The organism is Bacillus sp. NPDC093026 (genome assembly GCF_044754665.1).
GTDB lineage: Bacteria > Bacillota > Bacilli > Bacillales > Bacillaceae > Bacillus > Bacillus maqinnsis.
The window spans coordinates 272,003-290,449 of sequence record NZ_JBIVPN010000003.1 but is presented as its reverse complement, the minus strand read 5'-3'; the positions used below and the strand labels follow the sequence as shown (position 1 = coordinate 290,449).

Sequence of the window (18,447 nt, the reverse complement as noted above, 5' to 3'; positions counted from 1 at the left end):
TCCTTTATTGATTATTGTTCCAGCCAATTATAAAAAGGAACTTGTCGTTTATAAGATGAAGCATCTTCTTTGGATTGCAATGGTTTTCGCTGTGAACGGAAATGCTGGCTATGCTCTTTCGCTTCTTCAGCTGTTTTCAGCCCTTTCTTTTTCCATTCAAATAAAATTCGGTCTATATAGCGGAAATTTAATTTTCCTGATAAGACCGCTTCTCTTAGGGCTAAACGAATCATCGCAGCATCATGATGGTCTTGATCCATCCAGATAGAAAGTGTTTCTCCTTCAAGTGGAGAGAGCGGTCTTCCAAACTCCTCTTCAAATAATGAATATAAAGACTTTTCTTCTTCAATATGGTTCATTTGTTTTTCTTTGACCTGTTTTGCCTCTAGAAAGTCGTATAACATGCCCCATAAAGGCTCTATCGAATATCGATCATGCTGAATACCAGACCGATCTTCAAATGGTTGAATCGAAATAAACCCTTTTTGAATTAACTGCTGAACCACATAGGCACACTCTTCAGCTGAAATGGTCATACCAGCAGAAAGCTCTTCAAACGTTTGAAAGAAAACGCCTTGTTCTTCATTCATCTTAATCTTTAACATCACCATCATTTGTGTTTCATTGAGTCCTAATTGCTCATAATGAGCAATTAACAAATTAGGTAAACTAGTTGACCCTTTTTGCTGCATTTCAATAAATTGCTGCCTGTTCATCGGATACACCTCTTCACATTCAGTATATCACGTTTTATTTCACGTGCCTGTCAAAAGACGTTTGAAAAAGCCCCCATTGATTGGAGGCTTTCTTGTCTTATGGATATAAACGGTTTAATAATCTTGGGAATGGAATGGTTTCACGTACATGCGGTGCTCCACTAATCCATGCGACTGTTCGTTCAAGTCCAAGACCAAAACCTGAATGCGGTACAGACCCATATTGTCTTAATTCTGTGTACCATTTGTATGTTTCTTGATCTAATCCGTGCTCTTTCAATCTTGCTTCTAGCAAATCTAAATCATGAATACGCTCAGAACCGCCGATAATTTCACCGTAACCTTCTGGTGCAATTAAGTCTGCACAAAGGACCACGTCGTCACGATCTGGCGCAGGCTGCATATAAAACGGTTTTAATGATGTTGGGTAATGTGTAATGAACACTGGTTTATCATAACTTTCAGCGATTGCTGTTTCATGAGGTGCACCAAAGTCATCTCCCCATTCAATGTCATCAAATCCTTTATCCTGCAAGAATTTAATGGCTTCATCATACGTGATGCGTGGGAATGGTGCTTTAATCTTTTCTAATTTTTCAGTATCACGGCCAAGTGTATGCAGTTCAATTTTACAATTTTCTAGCACACTTTGTACAATGTGAGAAACGTATTTTTCTTGATACTCAAGGTTTTCGTTAAATTCAACAAAGGCCATCTCCGGCTCAATCATCCAAAATTCGATTAAATGGCGTTTTGTTTTAGATTTTTCAGCTCTAAATGTTGGACCAAATGAAAATACTTTTCCTAGTGCCATTGCAGCAGCTTCCATATAAAGTTGCCCACTTTGCGACAAATAAGCATCCTCATCAAAATATTTGGTTGCGAACAGCTCAGTTGTTCCTTCTGGAGCACTTCCTGTTAAAATTGGCGGATCAACCTTCACAAAGCCCTCTTGATGGAAAAACTCATATGTAGCACGAATAATTTCGTTACGGATTTTCATCATGGCATGCTGTTTTTTCGAACGCAGCCAAAGATGTCGATGATCCATTAAGAACTCTGTTCCATGTTCTTTTGGTGTAATTGGATAATCCTTTGCTTCGTGGATCACCTCAATGGATTTTACTTGCAACTCGAAACCAAATGGTGAACGCTCATCTTTTGTGACTTGTCCCGTCACATATACAGATGTTTCTTGTGTGACGGATTTCGCAAGCTTAAAGACATCCTCTTCAACCTCTGTTTTCACCACGACTCCTTGAATGAAGCCTGTCCCGTCACGTAGCTGCAAGAATGCAATTTTTCCGCTAGATCGTTTATTGGCAATCCATGCGCCGATTGTCACTTCTTCATCGACGTGTTTATATACTTGATTAATGGTTGATTTCAACATATTTCCCCTCCAAAGCCAGAAAAACCTTATCCTTAAGTCAGGTGTGATTTTTTTCATACATTTTATTATAACCGTTCTAAAACAGCGTGGTCAACGCAAGATGGGAGAAACTAAGGTGTTAAATTTTTTTCCACTTGGCCAGTCGTAAAGTCAACATAGCTAAAGCTATATTGATTATTTTCATTTAAATAAGTCACTTCCCAAAGCAAAACGTCACCTTCTCTTGCTAATTTGACGTCTTTTAATGTAGTGACAGTGTTTTCCTTTTTAACGGCTTGTACTGCTTGATCCGAAGTAATTCCTTCTTTTGCCGTCTTGGCAATCACTTTTTCATTTTTGCTGGCTGGAACCCATACATAGGTCGTTTCTTTTTGATTGTTTACACCTTTTACAATAAATTGTTTTTCTTTTCCTACAAAAGTTTCGACCTGTTCAACCTGTACTAGTTTTGCTTTTTCTTTTGCTCGTTCAATGGCAGCCTCATGCCCTTGTTCTTTTTGACTCATGGCGCTCTGATAAATCCATGTAAAGCTCATGATACCGATCAGTAAAAAGAGGACGACAATTGACGAGATCATCCAAACCATTTTTTTCATATCATGCTTCCCCTATGTGCGATAAATTGTAAATATCGCCTGATTTTGATCTTCTTGATCTAATGCTAAACCAAACATGAGATCCTCTCTCTTAAGCGTTCTGTTCAGTAAGTCGACAATTTTATAAAGATCTTCTGAATGCTTAATTTGAACAGTTGAAAGCACCTCTATTTTACTTTCCACTTCTAATTCCTCCTAGTTACGTAAATATTGTTAGTCATACTTTTCAACGCAAGAACCGATACTATTTTTACAACGGAACCACAGAAGCCGTTTCAATAAAATAACTCCGAACCCACACCAGCTAAAGGCCGCTTATGACAGCGGCTTTTCGTTGTTTAGCTTCTCTATATACGCAATAAGCGACTCCTTTGACATTTCATGTACAGGCGCATGAGGAAGTGATTCTAAAAATAATTTTCCATATGAAGCAGTTTTCACTCGTCGATCTAAAATGAGCAATGTGCCTATGTCTTTTTCAGAACGAAGCAAGCGACCTGCGCCTTGCTTAAAGGTTAACACTGCCTCAGGGAGAGCCACAGCTTTAAATGGATTTTTTCCTTGTTTCTTAGCCGCTTCACATTTCGCTTCAATCAGCGGTGAATCAGGCGGCCTGAAAGGAAGCCTTGCCATAATCACTGTTGTCAGCTCAGAGCCTGGAAAATCCACTCCTTCCCAAAAGCTCCCTGTTCCAAGCAATATTGCTTGCTTTGATAGTTTGAACATTTTCGTCAATTTCACAGGGCTCCCACCTGTCAGCCCTTGGGCAAACAAAGTCGATTGCATTCCTTCTGTTTTAAGCTCTTCATAAGCTGCTTTTAACATTTCATGTGAATTAAACAGCACCAATATTTTAGCATGGTGTTGTTTTTCCATAATTTTTATATACTTGGCCACATGTTTCGCATAATTTTTTTCATCACGGTTTGTGATCGCTGGCATGTCAGCCGGAACGACGACAGTGAGCTGTTTCTCAAGTTCAAACGGCGAATCAATTTTGACAAGCTGTGGGTAAAAATCTTGAAGTCCAAATCGCTCTATACAGTAATCAAATCGGTGATTGACTGTCAAAGTTCCTGATGTGAGGACGACACTTTTTTTATTCATAAAAAATCGATCAGCGAGTAATTCTCCTGTATCTAGCGGCTGTGCATACATGAATACGGCATTTTTAGCACCTTTGGCATCAATCTCTATCCAAACTGTTTCATCATTTTGTGGTTCGAAAATAAACCGGTACAGCGTATTGCAAAATGTATGCATGAACGCCATGACTTGGTCGTATTCCTCCGCCTCAAATGCATCATCGTCTGTCAGAAAATCCCCTTGCTGAAGCCACTCTTTTTTTTGTTGCTCATACAACTTCTCACAAGCAATGAATAATGAACACAACTTACTCGCTGTCTCTTTAATCCGCTTCCATTGTGCATGTTTCGAATAATGACGCACTCTATAAATGAGACGATTGATGTCCGTTTTTGGTTTTGTCTTTTTGACAAAAGCGTGTACTGTACTAAAAAATGCATCGCTTTCCATCTGAAGTTGATGAAGATACTCATCCATTTCAATAAATGTGTCCGTTTTTAATCCCGAAGCATAGAATCTGTTTTTTAGTTTCTTGAAGAGTCCGCCTTGCAATGAGCCAAGCTGTGTCAATTTTGCATGCAGTTGAACGTAAGAAATGCTGTCACCAAGTGTTTCATTTGCTGTTTTCTCAAAATGATGGGCCTCGTCAATGACATATACGTCTGCATGGTCAAATATGGATGATGATTCAGTTTTTGATAAAAGCAGGCGGTGATTGGTTAAAATTAAATTAGCTGTTCGTGCCCTTCTTTTTGCCCGTTCATAAAAACAATATTCCTTAAAGCGTCGCTTCTTCGATGTAAACGGCATATGCACGCAGGATATTCGATCCTTTATATTCGCAGCTCCTGACGGTAAATTGAGTTCAGACAAGTCTCCCGTATCTGTCTCAAGCAACCACATTAATATTTGTGCTTTTGTTAAGACCACATCATAGTTATCATCTTCCTCATGCAGGACATGCTCAAACTTATCTAAACAAATATAATGTGCTCTCCCTTTAAATACACAAGCGACCGGCTCAAATGGCAGTAATTTATGCAAAATAGGCACATCACGCTCGAGCATTTGTTGCTGTAAGAGAATAGAGTATGTACTAATAATGACTGGTTTTCCAGATTTCTTTGCCTCTAAGGCAGCCGGAATTAAATAAGCAAGGGTCTTGCCAATGCCGGGCGCTGCTTCAATTAACGCATAAGCTCTTTCATGAAAAACCTCTCTCACTTTATTCATCATCGTGAGCTGACCTTCTCTGACCTTATATCCTTCTAACATTTGCGGGAGTTTTTCTTTTGCCTCTTCAAATAACCACTGATCATCAGCTTCTACAGAATGTGTCGTTTCATTTGATGTTTTGGCCGCATCTTTAATAGCAAACGATCCAACTTCAACTAGAGATTGCCCACAAGTCGTATGAGTTGTTTCTAGCTGCTTAATCAAAAATTCAATATCACTTAGGAGATATTGTGATAACCTGCGAAGCTGCTTTAATACGTTCGCCGGTGTATTCTCTAATTTATGTAACAGCGTTAAAAATAACATGGCAGTAACTTCCGCATCACTATCCGCCCGGTGCGGGTGGTCATGTGGAAGCATGAGCTCTTCACTTAATTCAGTTAACTTGTAACCCTCAAGCTCAGGATAAAGAATTCTAGAAATCTCAACTGTATCAATTGCTAGTACATCCAGCTCATTTATCCCGCATCCTTTAAGTTCATCATTTAAAAAATTTAAGTCAAAATGAACATTGTGCGCAACAAAATAAGCACCATGTATCAGGTCATACACCTCTTGGGCAATGTCTTCAAAGAAAACCGCACCGTCGACCATGTGCTGTTTAATGCCTGTCAGTTGTTCAATAAATCCAGGGATCGTCTTTCCTGGGTTTACATATTTCGAATACCGTTCTACAATTTGTCCATTTTCAATTACCACCGCAGCGATTTGAATGATTTTATCACCCTTTTTAGGTGAATTCCCGGTGGTTTCAATATCAACGACAACAAACCTTTGATCGGTCATAAAATGGACACCTCAATTCCTACGTTCCACCCAATGTGAAATACGCTTTGGGCAATGGATCATGACACACAGAACAGCCCCTCTGAAATTGAAGCTGTTCTGTATGTGTAAGCTTGCGTTACAAAATCGTTCTTGCAGGCTCATGCCCAATTATTTGTTCAATTTGATTTTGTTTATTTAGCACAACCACTTTAGGCGTATGCGTCTTCGCTTCTTCTTCCGACAACATGCCATAAGCAATAATGATGATTTCATCTCCTGGCTGCACTAATCTAGCTGCAGCACCATTTAAGCATATAACGCCGCTTTTTCTCTCACCAGGGATAATATATGTTTCAAGTCGTGCCCCATTATGATTATTGACAATTTGAACTTTCTCATTTGCCATCATGCCTGCTGCATCAAGCAAATCTTCGTCAATTGTAATACTTCCTACATAATGCAAATTCGCTTCTGTCACAATCGCTTTATGGAGCTTCGAAGTCATAAAGGTTCTATACATGTTTTTCACCGCTTTCAGGAACATGGAAAATCACATTATCAATCAGTCTTGCCTTAGAGAATTTAACTGCAATCGCAATAATGACTTGACCCGTCAGGCTTTGAAGTGGTTCAAGGTGAGGATATGAATAAATGCCAATGTAATCAATCTCACCACTTGTTTTTAGGAGCTCTTTCTCTATGAGTTGATGAACTCGCTTTGGATCTCGTTCGCCATTTTCAACAGCAGTTTGTCCTCGCTTTAATGCCTGATAAAGAGTTGGTGCTTCCTGTCTTTCTGCTTCAGACAAATAAACATTTCTTGAACTCTTCGCTAAACCGTCCTCTTCACGCACTGTTGGTACAGACACGAGTTGAATGTCAAAGAAGAAGTCTTCCATCATGGCATCGATCACAGCGACTTGTTGTGCATCCTTTAGACCAAAGTACACATTCGTAGGTTCAACAAGATGAAATAACTTTGTCAATACTGTCGCAACCCCATCAAAATGTCCTGGACGCTTCTTCCCGCATAATACATCCGTTCTTTTTTGAACAGACACGGTAACGGATGGTTTCTCTTTATACATTTCCTTTACATCAGGCGTAAATAAAATATCCACTCCTATTGCCTCTGCTAGACGCTGGTCTCTTTTCATATCTCTAGGATACGACTCGAAGTCTTCATTCGGTCCAAACTGCAAAGGATTGACAAAAATACTCATCACCACAACGTCATTTTGCTCTCTTGCCTCTTTTGCTAGCTGGAGATGACCTTCATGAAGGAACCCCATTGTAGGCACAAAACCAACTGAACGCTGCTTCCTTTGATTCATTCGAATTAGTTCTTTTAGCTCGCGAATATGTGTGACAACTTTCATTTCTTCATTCCTCCATATAAACCGTCGAGAACTTCTTCTTTCACATGAAACGTATGTGCTGCTTCTGGGAATTGGCGAGCTTTTACTTCTTTTGTATATTGAATAAGCGCATCTTCTAGCACTGAATCAATGTGCGCGTATTGTTTCACAAATTTAGGTGTTCTAGCCACCCCGTACCCTACCACATCATGGTAAACGAGTACTTGTCCATCTGCCTCCACTCCTGCACCAATCCCGATTACTGGGATGGTCAGCATGCCTGCAATTCGTTTAGTCAGTTCACCAGGTACACATTCTAAAACAAGTGCGATTGCACCCGCTTCCTCACATTTCAGACTATCATCAATTAATTTTTGTGCACTTTGTAGGTCTTTCCCTTGCACTTTATACCCACCAAGTACACCTACTGATTGAGGTGTGAGACCTAAATGACTGACCACTGGAATACCGCCTCTTGTTAATGCCTGAATGGATTCGAATACTCCGTCTCCACCTTCCAGCTTAAGCGCATCAGCACCACTTTCTTGCATGATTCGTGTTGCATTCTTCATCGTCTCTTGCAGTGAATAATGATAAGACATAAATGGCATATCGGTCACAATAAAGGTGTTTTTTGCGCCTCTTTTCACCGCTTTCGTATGATGGATCATATCATCCATTGTGACTTGTACCGTTGAATCAAGTCCAAGTACAACCATCCCAAGTGAATCACCAACTAAGATCATGTCAACTTCCGCTTTTTCTGCTTGCAACGCAGAAGGATAGTCGTATGCTGTTAGCATCACAATGGGTTCGTTTTCTTTTTTCATTTTGAGAAAATCTAGTTTTGTCTTCATTTGTTCCTCCTCATTCTGGAGAGGAAATGCTTGCCTTTAAACCACATGCTTCTTTTCATTCATGTGCAGGCGAATCATCCCTCTGTCCAAGTCCCTTAGGATCAAGGCAGAAATTGATATTTTGATCATCTAACAGGTACAGTTCTTCAGATACTGTCCACACGAAGTATAACAAAAATGCGCCGGGTGTTCCACTTAAGTTGACTTGATCTCTATGTCTGCTGAATATATCTTTTGAATTCCTTCCGCTGTCTCAAGTAAAAGGACGCCTTCATCATTAATCCCAAGTGCTTTTCCAGTAAATTGTCCGTTGACGGTGCGGGCAATGATGCGCTCGCCCAGTGTTATCGTATACGCTTCCCATAGATGTTTAATCGGTGCAAATCCATGTGTCATATAATCATCGTACCTTTTCTCAAAGATGTACATGATTTTTTGAATCAGCGCAGCTCTGTCTACCTTTTCACCAAGTTCCATTCGCACACTTGTGGCTACATCCTTTAATTCCTCTGGAAAGTCACTTGCCGTTTGGTTGACATTAATGCCTGGACCAATAATCACAGCATGAACCTGGTCAGCTTCTGCTCTTAATTCAGTCAGAATGCCAACGACCTTTTTTCCGTTTAACAAAATATCATTAGGCCATTTAATAGATGGCGTCAAACCCGTCAGTGCTTCAATCGCTTCTGTAATCACTACAGATGCAAGCAAGGTCATTTGCGGCGCTCTGTGCAGAGGAATATCAGGCCGTACGATCAAGCTCATCCAAATTCCTGTACCATTTGGGGAATGCCAATTTCTTTGCAGACGACCTTTTCCTTTCGTCTGGTGATCACTCACAACAAGCGTTCCATGAGGAGCACCTTCATTTACAAGATCATGAGCGATGAGCTGAGTAGATGTTACTTCCTCTTGGAAATAAATATGTCTACCGAACGTCTCTGTTTCCAGACCAAAAAGAATTTCATCCTCACTAATTTTATCCGGCTTGCGAAGAAGTCTGTATCCTTTTCTTCTAACAGCTTCTAACTCATAGCCCTCTTTTCGTAAGTCCTCTATGTGTTTCCATACTGCCGTTCGGGAGCAGCCCAACTCATCACAAATTTGCTGGCTCGAGACAAAGTCTTGTGGCGCAGAGGTAAATAATTCGATTAATCGTTTTCTAATCATTGATCGCATGCAATGAGCCACTCCTCTATGGCTTCTTTTCGGTTTTCCAGCCGGTTTTGCAGCACCGCTTTCTTCACGAAGTCTAGCTCCTCTGCAATCCATTTACCTGCCTTTTTTTGCCGAATGGCCATTAAATCTTTCCCTGAAATAGCAAGGTCCTGCAAATTCTTAATAGGTAACGCATCATATGAACGTTTTGCCGCTTCTAGCTCATCAAAGAAAATGCGGCGCTCATGTTTCAACTGCGTCACTTTAAGACTGGATAACAGCACGCTTTCACCAGCTTCAAACATCTTCTCAGCATTCCAGTTACAATCAACGTACTTGCTGATAGCGATGGCTTCTTTCAAAAGTTTAGTCGACAGCTTCCATTCTTTTAAAAAGGACACAGCCTCTTTTTCATGAAGGCCAAGTAAATGAATGAATGCACCCCATACTTCTTCTAACCCATCTAACAAATAAAACGGGAACGTTTGCAGTTGTTCGTTAATTCCATACTTTCTTAGGCAGGGCAATTCTTCATATAATTTTGTTTCAATGAGTATTCGAATGGCTTGTTCATAGTAGCGACCTTTTAAAAGTTTCTCCATTTCAATCTTTTTACGCTCAACAGATATATTTGCAAGCAGATGTTTATCTTTTTTCATTGCATCAGCGGTTGCATCTGAAAGCTGAAAACCTAGCTGACTTATAAAACGCACGGCTCTCATCATCCGAAGTGCATCTTCTTGAAAACGGCACGCCGGATCGCCAACGGTCTGGATTCGTTTCCGCTGAATATCCTTTTTGCCTCCCACATGGTCAATGATCTCACCATTTACATCCATGGCAATCGCATTGATCGTTAAATCTCTTCTGAAAAGATCTTCCTTAAGTGATGAGATAAATTGCACCTCTTTAGGTCTGCGAAAATCTTCATATTCTGATTCACTTCGAAAAGTTGTGACCTCATAGCTGACTCCATCATGTATCACAATGACCGTGCCATGCTCTTTGCCAACATTAATCGTTTGATCAAATAGAGATTCCACTGCGTCAGGCGTCGCATCAGTCGCAATGTCTATATCCCCAATTTCTCGGCCCATGAGAACATCTCTCACAGCTCCACCGACAAAATAAGCCTGATACCCGTTTTGATGCAATGTATGTAATATAGGAACTGCATGTGTGAATGGTTCATTCATCTTCATCATCACCTTCGACCAGTTCTTGATATAGCTTTTCATATTCACTGACAATTTTTTCAGAGGAGAATCGGGTATGAACACTTGAGCAGGCTGCCATAGACACTTGTTGATGCAGCTTTTCATCTTTCAATAGAGCGACGGCATACTTTGCTGCCTCGTCTATATCGCCGAGCGGAACAAGAAAACCTGTTTCTCCGTGTGTAATGACCTCTGGAATACCGCCAACATTTGTTCCAATACAAGGCACTCCACATGCCATTGCTTCAAGAAGCACAAGCCCAAAACTCTCCTTCTCAGAAAGCAGTAGCTTCAGATCACTGATCGAATAAATCTCCTCTACCTTCTCTTGCTTTCCTAAAAACAACACACGGTCCGTCAGCCCTAATTTTTTCACAAGTTCACAGACAACCGATTTTTCAGGGCCATCTCCAATGAGTAATAGCTTTACATTCACTTGTTCTGAGACTTTTTTAAAGACATGAATGACATCATGTACTCGTTTCACCTTTCGGAAATTAGACACATGGATGATGACCTTTTCGTCTGGTAAAATACCATAATGTGTCTTCAGTAGCTCATGATCTTCACGCATATAAACACGCTCATCAAGAAAGTTATGGATGGTGTCGATCTTTTTATTTGGTTTAATCAAATCGTACGTCTGTGCGACTAACGAATGAGACACAGCCGTTACGCGATCAGATGATTCAATCGCAAAACGAATGACTTCCTTTAACGAGGGGTCATATCCTAAAACCGTAATATCCGTTCCGTGAAGAGTTGTGACCACCTTTACCGACTGACCCGTCATTTGTTTTGCTAAAAAAGCACAGACGGCATGCGGAACAGCATAATGAGCATGGATAATATCCAGCTTTTCTCGTTTTGCCACCTCTGCTAATTTACTTGCAAGCGCAAGATCATAGGGCGGGTATTGAAAAACGGCATATTGATTGACATCAACCTCATGGAAATAAATATTCGGATACACTTTATTCAGTCTAAACGGAATGCTTGAGGTAATGAAATGAACATCGTGCCCTTTTTCAGCTAAAAGCTTTCCAAGTTCTGTGGCAATAATTCCTGAACCACCTACACTTGGATAACAAGTAATTCCGATCTTCAATTTTTTCATGTTTACCCCCCAAGTAAGTCATCATCAACTAAGAGCGGTTTCTTCGTAAAAAACCCTTCAGCATATGCCTTATTGACTTCTCTTCCGTACAAAGACTCTCTCATTTTGACAAAATCAATATATCCATTCACAAGTGGTGTATCCACTGAATGTTTTGATTTAATGAATTGACTTTCATACGCATGCAAGCTATTCATTTTCTGGTCCATCTCTTCAGATATATCAATCACAAAGTCTGGACGATGGTGACCATTAATCATGTAATAATACATCTTGCTTACTTTATGCGCTGGCTGCTTAAATGAATCTTCAAATTGATGTATACCTGCAGAAAATGCAGCCTCCTCTACAAGCGAGCCCGCATGACCATGATCTGGGTGTCGATCTTGGTCATGCGGGGCAAAAATGATGCTCGGCTTGTATGTTCGGATCACAGCAGCAATTTCTTTAATCGCTCCATCATTACGATAAAGTCCTCTATCTGGTAATGTGAGCTGGATTCGAGTAGTAACACCTAAAATGCCCGCTGCTTTTTTCGCTTCTTCTTTTCGGATTTCTACCGTTCCATTCGATGATAATTCAGCTTGGGTCAAGTCACAAATACCGACATGAGCCCCTTTTTTTACGTATTTTGCAATCGTTCCACCCATCCCAATTTCTACATCATCGCTATGGGCTCCAAACGCAAGTATATCAAGTCGTTTCATTTATTCCTCCACTATTTACTACGTTTCGAAAATCAAAAGCACCTTTGTTTAAATTTCTAACTAAAATGTCTGCTGTTCCCATATTTGTTGCTAAAGGAATGGAATACACATCGCACAACCGGATGAGTGCAGACACATCCGGTTCATGCGGCTGAGCGGTTAGCGGATCTCTAAAAAAGAGCACAAGATCCATGGCATTATCAGCAATCATAGCGCCAATTTGCTGATCTCCGCCCAGTGGTCCTGATTGAAAACGATGAATGCGAAGCCCTGTAGCCTCTTTCACTCTCAGACCTGTTGTCCCTGTTGCATAAAGTGTATGATCCGCCAAAATATCACGGTAAGCAATTGCAAACTGAACCATGTCACTTTTTTTCTTATCATGAGCGATTAAAGCAATTTTCATCAGGCATCCACTCCTTTTTAATCAATAATATGTTCTAAGCCATATACGAGCTGATCAATGTGCATGACCTGCTCCACCGATAGCTTCACACCTGACATAAATGATGCACGGTTATAAGAGTCATGGCGAATGGTTAACGTCTGTCCATCCATACCAAACAGCACTTCTTGGTGAGCAATCATCCCCGGAAGTCGTACGCTGTGCAAACGAATTCCGTCATAATCTGCACCTCTTGCTCCCTGTATTAATTCTTTTTCTTCTGGATGTCCCTGCTTTTTGCTTTCTCTCACTTCTGCAATCATTTCTGCTGTTTTTAACCCTGTACCACTCGGAGCATCCAGCTTTTTGTCATGGTGAAGCTCAATGATTTCAACGTCAGAAAAGTAGTTTGCCGCCATTTTTGCAAACTTCATCATTAAAACGGCACCTACGGCAAAGTTTGGTGCGATAATACAGCCAATCCCCTTTTCTTCTGTCAATTGCTGTAGTTCCTTCAAGTCAGTTTCTGAAAAACCAGTTGTCCCAACGACTGGACGCACGCCATGTTCAAGCGCTTTTTTTGTATGTACTTTTCCGATTTCTGGTGTCGTGAGATCAATTAATACATCAGGTTTTGTTTCTGAAAGACAAATATCAATATCCGTATAAATAGGAGCGTTTGATGTTGTATGAATCACATCAGATAGTGCTTTCCCTTCATGTGTATGATCAAGGGCAGCCACTAGCTCAAAATGGCTAGTTTCTTCTGCCAGTTTGACAGCCTCTATCCCCATTCTTCCTCTTGCTCCAGCGATCACAACTTTGATGGTTTGATTCGTCATCGTATCTACTTCCCTTCTTTTTTCGTCCAGCGATCTTTGTCTCTTGTATTGAATTTATGCATCACACGATCGTGAGCTTCTTCAAGTGAAATATCAAGTGAATTGGCAAGGCATGTTAAAACAAACAATACATCGCCAATTTCTTCTTCCATACTTTTTTCAGCTTCAGTTGTTTTTTTCGGTTTTTCTCCATAGTAATGGTTGACCTCTCTTGCCAGCTCACCTAACTCCTCTGTCAGACGAGCCATCATGGCAAGCGGGCTAAAGTAGCCTTCTTTAAATTGTCCTATGTAATCATCTACTTCTTGCTGCACGTGACGTAGCGTTTTTTCAATCGTCATGAAGCTCATCCTCCTATCTGTCTCTTACATGTTAGCGAAATCATCAATATTTGACAAATGTTTAAAACTCCGTTTGCTTGTTTCTCTCCCATACCATATAATATTATCGCTGTCTAAGCAAAAAAAGGAGTGATCTTTTGCTAAAAGAAATTCGTCTTAAAAATATCGTGTTTATTCTAATAGGATCTGCGATTTTTTCTTTCGGCCTTGTTCATTTTAATATGCAAAACAACTTGGCAGAAGGCGGATTTACAGGAATTACACTGCTTTTATATTTTCTATTTCACATCGATCCGTCCATTTCAAACCTTGTCTTAAACATTCCCATCTTCTTTATCGGTTGGAAAATGCTCGGCAGAACAATGTTCACATATACGATTGTAGGAACAGTCAGTCTATCTGTATTTCTTGCCATATTCCAGCGCTTTCAAATACATATGCCTCTTCAGCACGATTTAGCCTTAGCGTCACTCTTTGCAGGTGTGTTTATCGGAACAGGCCTTGGAATCATCTTTAAAAACGGCGGTACAACAGGCGGCGTCGATATCATCGCAAGACTCATTAATAAGCACTATCAGGTTGCCATGGGAAGAACGATGTTTATATTCGACGCATGCGTGATTACCATTTCTCTGACCTATTTAAATTACAAAGAAGCCATGTATACACTCGTCGCCGTATTTGTTGCGGCAAAAGTCATTGACGTCATGCAAGAAGGAGCCTATGCTGCAAAGGGGGCCATGATTATTTCCGAAAAGGATGACATCATTCAAAAGAAAATCACAGAGGAAATGGAGCGCGGTGTGACCATTTTAAAAGGTGTCGGTTCATATACGAAGCAGGAACGCAATGTCCTTTATTGTGTCGTTCCTAAAAATGAGCTTGTCCACCTAAAGAGTGTGGTGACCTCTGTTGACCCTCATGCATTCGTATCGGTTAGTGATGTACATGACGTTCTCGGTGAAGGCTTCACATTAGATGAACACAAAAAGCCGCTCAATCCTCATTAAAAAAGAAGCCCATCAAGTGGTGCTTCTTTTTTATGATTTCGGATAGTCAGCTTGACGCTTTTGCTTCTTCTCTTTTTCAGCACGATATTTGCGAAACCCTACATACGTTAATGTCAATAAAATCATACTGCCTGTTGTTAAAATGACCCATAGAAGTGAAGGATCTGCTTCATCTTGATCGACGTTGGCAAACACACTGGATAGTTCCTCTTCCAGTCTTGTGAGACGCTCAAGCTTTGTCCCACTTGATGCTTTTAGAAATTCCCCTTGTTCAATCACTTCAATGTGCTGCTTAATCGTTTGAAGTCTTTCTAGCGGAATATCAATCGTTAAACTAGGATAAATCATATCGTATAAAGAAACAAACTCATTCCAAGTTTCATAGAATGTTGTCGATTCAGGATTCTTTACTTCCTTTTTCAAAATAGGAAATGACCCCATAATCGGCTTTTCTAATGATCCCCAAAGCGGTTCAGAATCCGATTGAATAGCGTCTAGCAACATTCTAAACTGAGAGGCATAACGAAGCTTTTCCCGGTCATCCACATTTTTCTGCTGAAGCACCTTAATTATATCTTGATAGCCAAGTGTAATTTGCCGCACCTGCGTATTAGACAGAGTTCCACGCCAATTCCCAGCTTTAAATGTCTTTTCAACATATAATGCGACTTGTAACGCCTCATCATATTTAGCTTGTCTCGTTAATTGAAAGATAGAATCTGATAGTTCCGTTAGTTCATTCAGCGCTTTAGCAGCCGTTTCCTCACCTTTTGCAACAGTTGGATGTATTACGAGAAAAAGTAATAGAATCATCACGATTGGCTTTCGTTTCATGCAAGTCCCTCCTAGCCCTTCTCCATACAGCGTATGAAGAAAAGGACAAGGTTAGACCAACATTGTTAAGGGAGTTCGAGCTTGACCGCTTTTTTGGATAAGACGAGATAATATGAAAAAAGAAGAACAGCGATACTTAACCAAAACGTAACATAGCCAATTTCATTCGAATATGCAGAAAGCATAGAGTACCTTGGCATCATCCCAAATACATAATCAATCACATCATTATGTAAAGTCCAAATACCTGCTACAACCAAATGACGCATGTTAAAACGATAATACGGTGCAAAAAGGACAGCTTGAACCGCCATCGCAAAGTGAGAAGCAATCAGCATGTATCCTTCCCACGGAAAATCATCAATAGATAAGAGCACTAGAATATTCATACCCACGGCCCATAATCCATATTTCATCAAGGTAACAAGAGCAAGTGCTTCAAAATAAGGGGCATGGCCCTTCATCATAAACGCTAGTAATACAAATAAAAAGAAAAAGCTAGCCGTTGGACTATCCGGAACAAAAGGTAAAAATATGGCCGGTGTATCTATCAACTGCGGGATATACCAATAGTAGCCATAAACAGTACCTAGAAAGTTCACAATCAACAAAAGGACTAACATGTAACGCTCTGCCAGTAGATATTGAATCCATCTCATGTTTCTCTTCACTCACGATCTGTTAAAATCAGAAAAAAAGCTGACAGGCGCCAGCTTTTTTCTATTTTGAGTATATCCTTGTACCTGCAAATACACAACTGAATTATTTGGATTTGATCTCAGATAAATATTTAGAGAGCTTTTTAAGTTCTTCATCACTGCCTTTAAAGACGCCCTTTGGCATGTTCCCTTTTCCTTCTACAGCGATTTTAGCGATTTCCTCTGGCGCAAGTCCGTTGTCAACAAGTGACGGTCCAGCTGCACCGCCTTGCATATTGTCTCCATGACAGGAAATACACGTTTGCTCTTGATAAATTTTATACTCTTCGGCTGAGGTATCAATTTCCGCTTCTTTCTTGATTTCACCTTGTTTTGCAGCTGCTTCCCAATCATGAGTTGCTACAGACTCCCACGTTAAATATGTCGCTGCACCAATTGCAAGAAGCATCATCCCTACAGCAATTGGTCTTCTATACGGTCTACGTTCAGGACCAGAATCAAGAAATGGTGCGAGCAAGAGTGCACCAAACGCAATTCCTGGCATAATCATTGCACCAACCACGGTATAGCTTCCAGCAGCAAATTCATATTTTAATAACTGGTATAAAAAAAGGAAATACCAGTCCGGCAACGGAATATAGCCAGTATCTGTTGGATCAGCCATCCGCTCAAGCGGAGGTGCATGAACAACAGTCAGGACAAGAAATCCAATTAAAAAAACGGAACCGACAAGCCATTCCTTTAAAAGAAAGTTTGGCCAAAAGGCTTCTGTTTTTCCCGGATATTCGGAATAGTCTTTAGGTATGTTTGGTTTTCTTTCCGCCGGAACCCTGGAATCTCCGACAAATTTCATCCCTTTTCCCCTATGCAAAGTCATCCCCTCCTCATTGAACATTCATCAAACGCATATTTTATAGCGGTCCAGAAATTCCTTGCTTACGAATCATGATAAAGTGGGCGGCCATCAGCCCAAATAATGCCGCTGGCAAGAAAAAGACATGGATAGCGAAAAATCTCGTCAGCGTTTGTGCTCCTACAATGTCTGGATGACCTGCAAGCAGGATTTTAATCTCTTTTCCAATGAAAGGCGTCGCCTCTGCAATTTGAAGACCTACCTTCGTCGCAAACAGCGCCTTCATATCCCATGGTAAAAGGTAACCTGTGAAACCGAGCCCGAGCATCACAAAGAAAATCAATACTCCAACAATCCAGTTGAGCTCTCTTGGCTTCTTATACGCCCCTTGGAAAAAGACCCTTAGCGTATGTAAAAACATCATGACAATAACTAGACTCGCACCCCAATGGTGCATCCCTCTGACAATCTGTCCAAATGCCACTTCATTTTGCAAATAATAGACAGATTCCCATGCATTTTTAATATCCGGCACGTAATACATTGTTAAAAACATGCCCGAAAGGACTTGAATGACTGTCACAAAAAACGTTAAACCGCCAAAACAATACACAAAAGCAGAAAAGTGGTGTGCTGGATTGACATGCTCTGGCACTTCATGATCCGCAATATCTCTCCATATCGGTGTGATGTCTAGCCGCTCATCTACCCAATCATAAATCTTGTTAAGCATCGTTACCCTTCCCCTTTCGGCACAGCTTTTCCAAGATAGAGGTATCCGTCCTTCACTTGCTGCTTATAGTGATCAAGCGGTGCAAGCGGCGGAGTTCCGGGTACGTTTGTACCATCCTTGTCGTACAGCCCATAGTGACACGGGCAGAAAAATTTGTTAGGATTTTTCGGATCACTGTTCCAGTTCACTGTACATCCTAAATGTTTACAGATTGGCGATAAAGCGACAATTTCATCCCCTTCTTTGTACACCCACGCTGACCTAGATTCCTTTGACTCGTACCACGCATCCACTTGATCAATTTTAAAGTCAAAGCGCTTTGGTTCCTTTGTCAGTTCATCAACACTAACAACTTGAACCATATCTTGCTCCTCTGTTCCTTTTAGTACAGGGTCAAGTGCAAAGCGAACCATAGGCATGAGCATTCCAGCGGCCATAAATCCCCCCACGCCGGTCAACGTGTAATTCAAAAATTGACGCCTGGACACTCCATGTCTCTTCTCGCTCATTTTTTTCTCCCCCCTCAGGTCGTCAGCTACTTTATAACTGAATTAGAAAAAATTTCATAAAAACTAGGACAC

General features: G+C 40.7%; 21 protein-coding genes. 1 reads left to right on the top strand and 20 read right to left on the bottom strand.

The features are described 5' to 3' along the window. Nucleotides 1-11: 11 nt before the first annotated feature. From ACIQCE_RS10575 to ACIQCE_RS10505, 15 genes are all read right to left on the bottom strand, one after another. Nucleotides 12-716, bottom strand: coding sequence for a DnaD domain-containing protein (locus ACIQCE_RS10575; RefSeq protein ID WP_400494898.1), 705 nt, complete (start codon nt 714-716; stop codon nt 12-14). A gap of 97 nt (nt 717-813) precedes the next feature. Continuing rightward, the gene (asnS, locus tag ACIQCE_RS10570; protein ID WP_400494996.1) at nt 814-2,106 is read right to left on the bottom strand and encodes an asparagine--tRNA ligase; all 1,293 of its coding nucleotides are present in this window, start codon (nt 2,104-2,106) and stop codon (nt 814-816) included. 113 nt (nt 2,107-2,219) lie between these two features. Then, on the bottom strand, nt 2,220-2,705 hold the full coding sequence (tseB, locus tag ACIQCE_RS10565; RefSeq protein WP_400494896.1) for a cell wall elongation/penicillin-binding protein regulator TseB: 486 nt from the start codon (nt 2,703-2,705) through the stop codon (nt 2,220-2,222). A 12-nt stretch (nt 2,706-2,717) separates the two neighbouring features. Then, nucleotides 2,718-2,888, bottom strand: coding sequence for a YpmA family protein (locus ACIQCE_RS10560; protein ID WP_008344594.1), 171 nt, complete (start codon nt 2,886-2,888; stop codon nt 2,718-2,720). 132 nt (nt 2,889-3,020) lie between these two features. Next, a complete protein-coding gene (dinG, locus tag ACIQCE_RS10555) occupies nt 3,021-5,813 on the bottom strand; it encodes an ATP-dependent DNA helicase DinG (protein WP_400494893.1) in 2,793 nt (930 codons plus the stop codon). Between the two features lie 118 nt (nt 5,814-5,931). Beyond that, the gene (gene panD / locus ACIQCE_RS10550) at nt 5,932-6,315 is read right to left on the bottom strand and encodes an aspartate 1-decarboxylase (RefSeq protein ID WP_400494891.1); all 384 of its coding nucleotides are present in this window, start codon (nt 6,313-6,315) and stop codon (nt 5,932-5,934) included. Further along, nucleotides 6,308-7,174, bottom strand: a complete 867-nt coding sequence (gene panC, locus ACIQCE_RS10545) for a pantoate--beta-alanine ligase (RefSeq protein WP_400494888.1) — start codon at nt 7,172-7,174, stop codon at nt 6,308-6,310. The genes panD and panC overlap by 8 nt, the downstream gene beginning before the upstream one ends. Then, the gene (gene panB / locus ACIQCE_RS10540) at nt 7,171-8,010 is read right to left on the bottom strand and encodes a 3-methyl-2-oxobutanoate hydroxymethyltransferase (RefSeq protein WP_400494886.1); all 840 of its coding nucleotides are present in this window, start codon (nt 8,008-8,010) and stop codon (nt 7,171-7,173) included. The genes panC and panB overlap by 4 nt, the downstream gene beginning before the upstream one ends. A gap of 195 nt (nt 8,011-8,205) precedes the next feature. Further along, nucleotides 8,206-9,189 (bottom strand): biotin--[acetyl-CoA-carboxylase] ligase, encoded by a 984-nt coding sequence (locus tag ACIQCE_RS10535; RefSeq protein WP_400494884.1) that lies wholly within the window; start codon nt 9,187-9,189, stop codon nt 8,206-8,208. Then, nucleotides 9,177-10,364, bottom strand: coding sequence for a CCA tRNA nucleotidyltransferase (locus ACIQCE_RS10530; protein WP_400494882.1), 1,188 nt, complete (start codon nt 10,362-10,364; stop codon nt 9,177-9,179). The genes ACIQCE_RS10535 and ACIQCE_RS10530 overlap by 13 nt, the downstream gene beginning before the upstream one ends. Beyond that, nucleotides 10,357-11,502 carry an N-acetyl-alpha-D-glucosaminyl L-malate synthase BshA gene (bshA, locus tag ACIQCE_RS10525; RefSeq protein ID WP_353855441.1) on the bottom strand — a complete coding sequence of 382 codons (1,146 nt, stop codon included), beginning with the start codon at nt 11,500-11,502 and terminating at the stop codon, nt 10,357-10,359. Before bshA ends, ACIQCE_RS10530 begins: the two co-directional genes overlap by 8 nt. Before the next feature lie 2 nt (nt 11,503-11,504). Then, nucleotides 11,505-12,209: a bacillithiol biosynthesis deacetylase BshB1 gene (gene bshB1, locus ACIQCE_RS10520; protein ID WP_400494879.1), complete on the bottom strand. Its 705-nt coding sequence runs from the start codon at nt 12,207-12,209 to the stop codon at nt 11,505-11,507. Beyond that, the gene (mgsA, locus tag ACIQCE_RS10515; protein ID WP_353855439.1) at nt 12,196-12,615 is read right to left on the bottom strand and encodes a methylglyoxal synthase; all 420 of its coding nucleotides are present in this window, start codon (nt 12,613-12,615) and stop codon (nt 12,196-12,198) included. The genes bshB1 and mgsA overlap by 14 nt, the downstream gene beginning before the upstream one ends. A 17-nt stretch (nt 12,616-12,632) precedes the next feature. Next, entirely contained in the window at nt 12,633-13,436 is an 804-nt protein-coding gene (dapB, locus tag ACIQCE_RS10510; protein WP_400494877.1) for a 4-hydroxy-tetrahydrodipicolinate reductase, read from the bottom strand. 5 nt (nt 13,437-13,441) lie between these two features. After that, the gene (locus ACIQCE_RS10505; RefSeq protein WP_353855437.1) at nt 13,442-13,777 is read right to left on the bottom strand and encodes a nucleotide pyrophosphohydrolase; all 336 of its coding nucleotides are present in this window, start codon (nt 13,775-13,777) and stop codon (nt 13,442-13,444) included. Nucleotides 13,778-13,914: 137 nt separating this feature from the next. Here ACIQCE_RS10505 and ACIQCE_RS10500 point away from each other — a divergent pair, with 137 nt between their 5' ends. Continuing rightward, nucleotides 13,915-14,787 carry a YitT family protein gene (locus ACIQCE_RS10500; RefSeq protein ID WP_400494875.1) on the top strand — a complete coding sequence of 291 codons (873 nt, stop codon included), beginning with the start codon at nt 13,915-13,917 and terminating at the stop codon, nt 14,785-14,787. A gap of 30 nt (nt 14,788-14,817) precedes the next feature. Here the strand turns inward: ACIQCE_RS10500 and ypjB are convergent, their stop codons facing one another. The 5 genes from ypjB to ACIQCE_RS10475 form a co-directional block, all read right to left on the bottom strand. Beyond that, nucleotides 14,818-15,621 carry a sporulation protein YpjB gene (ypjB, locus tag ACIQCE_RS10495; protein WP_400494873.1) on the bottom strand — a complete coding sequence of 268 codons (804 nt, stop codon included), beginning with the start codon at nt 15,619-15,621 and terminating at the stop codon, nt 14,818-14,820. Nucleotides 15,622-15,686: 65 nt separating this feature from the next. Continuing rightward, nucleotides 15,687-16,280: a lipoprotein heptaprenylglyceryl N-acetyltransferase LhaT gene (gene lhaT / locus ACIQCE_RS10490; RefSeq protein ID WP_400494871.1), complete on the bottom strand. Its 594-nt coding sequence runs from the start codon at nt 16,278-16,280 to the stop codon at nt 15,687-15,689. Between the two features lie 103 nt (nt 16,281-16,383). Beyond that, nucleotides 16,384-17,151 (bottom strand): menaquinol-cytochrome c reductase cytochrome b/c subunit, encoded by a 768-nt coding sequence (locus ACIQCE_RS10485; protein ID WP_353855433.1) that lies wholly within the window; start codon nt 17,149-17,151, stop codon nt 16,384-16,386. A gap of 40 nt (nt 17,152-17,191) precedes the next feature. Beyond that, nucleotides 17,192-17,866, bottom strand: a complete 675-nt coding sequence (gene qcrB, locus ACIQCE_RS10480) for a menaquinol-cytochrome c reductase cytochrome b subunit (RefSeq protein WP_353855432.1) — start codon at nt 17,864-17,866, stop codon at nt 17,192-17,194. A gap of 2 nt (nt 17,867-17,868) precedes the next feature. Beyond that, the gene (locus tag ACIQCE_RS10475) at nt 17,869-18,375 is read right to left on the bottom strand and encodes a ubiquinol-cytochrome c reductase iron-sulfur subunit (protein WP_191095835.1); all 507 of its coding nucleotides are present in this window, start codon (nt 18,373-18,375) and stop codon (nt 17,869-17,871) included. Nucleotides 18,376-18,447 lie beyond the last annotated feature (72 nt).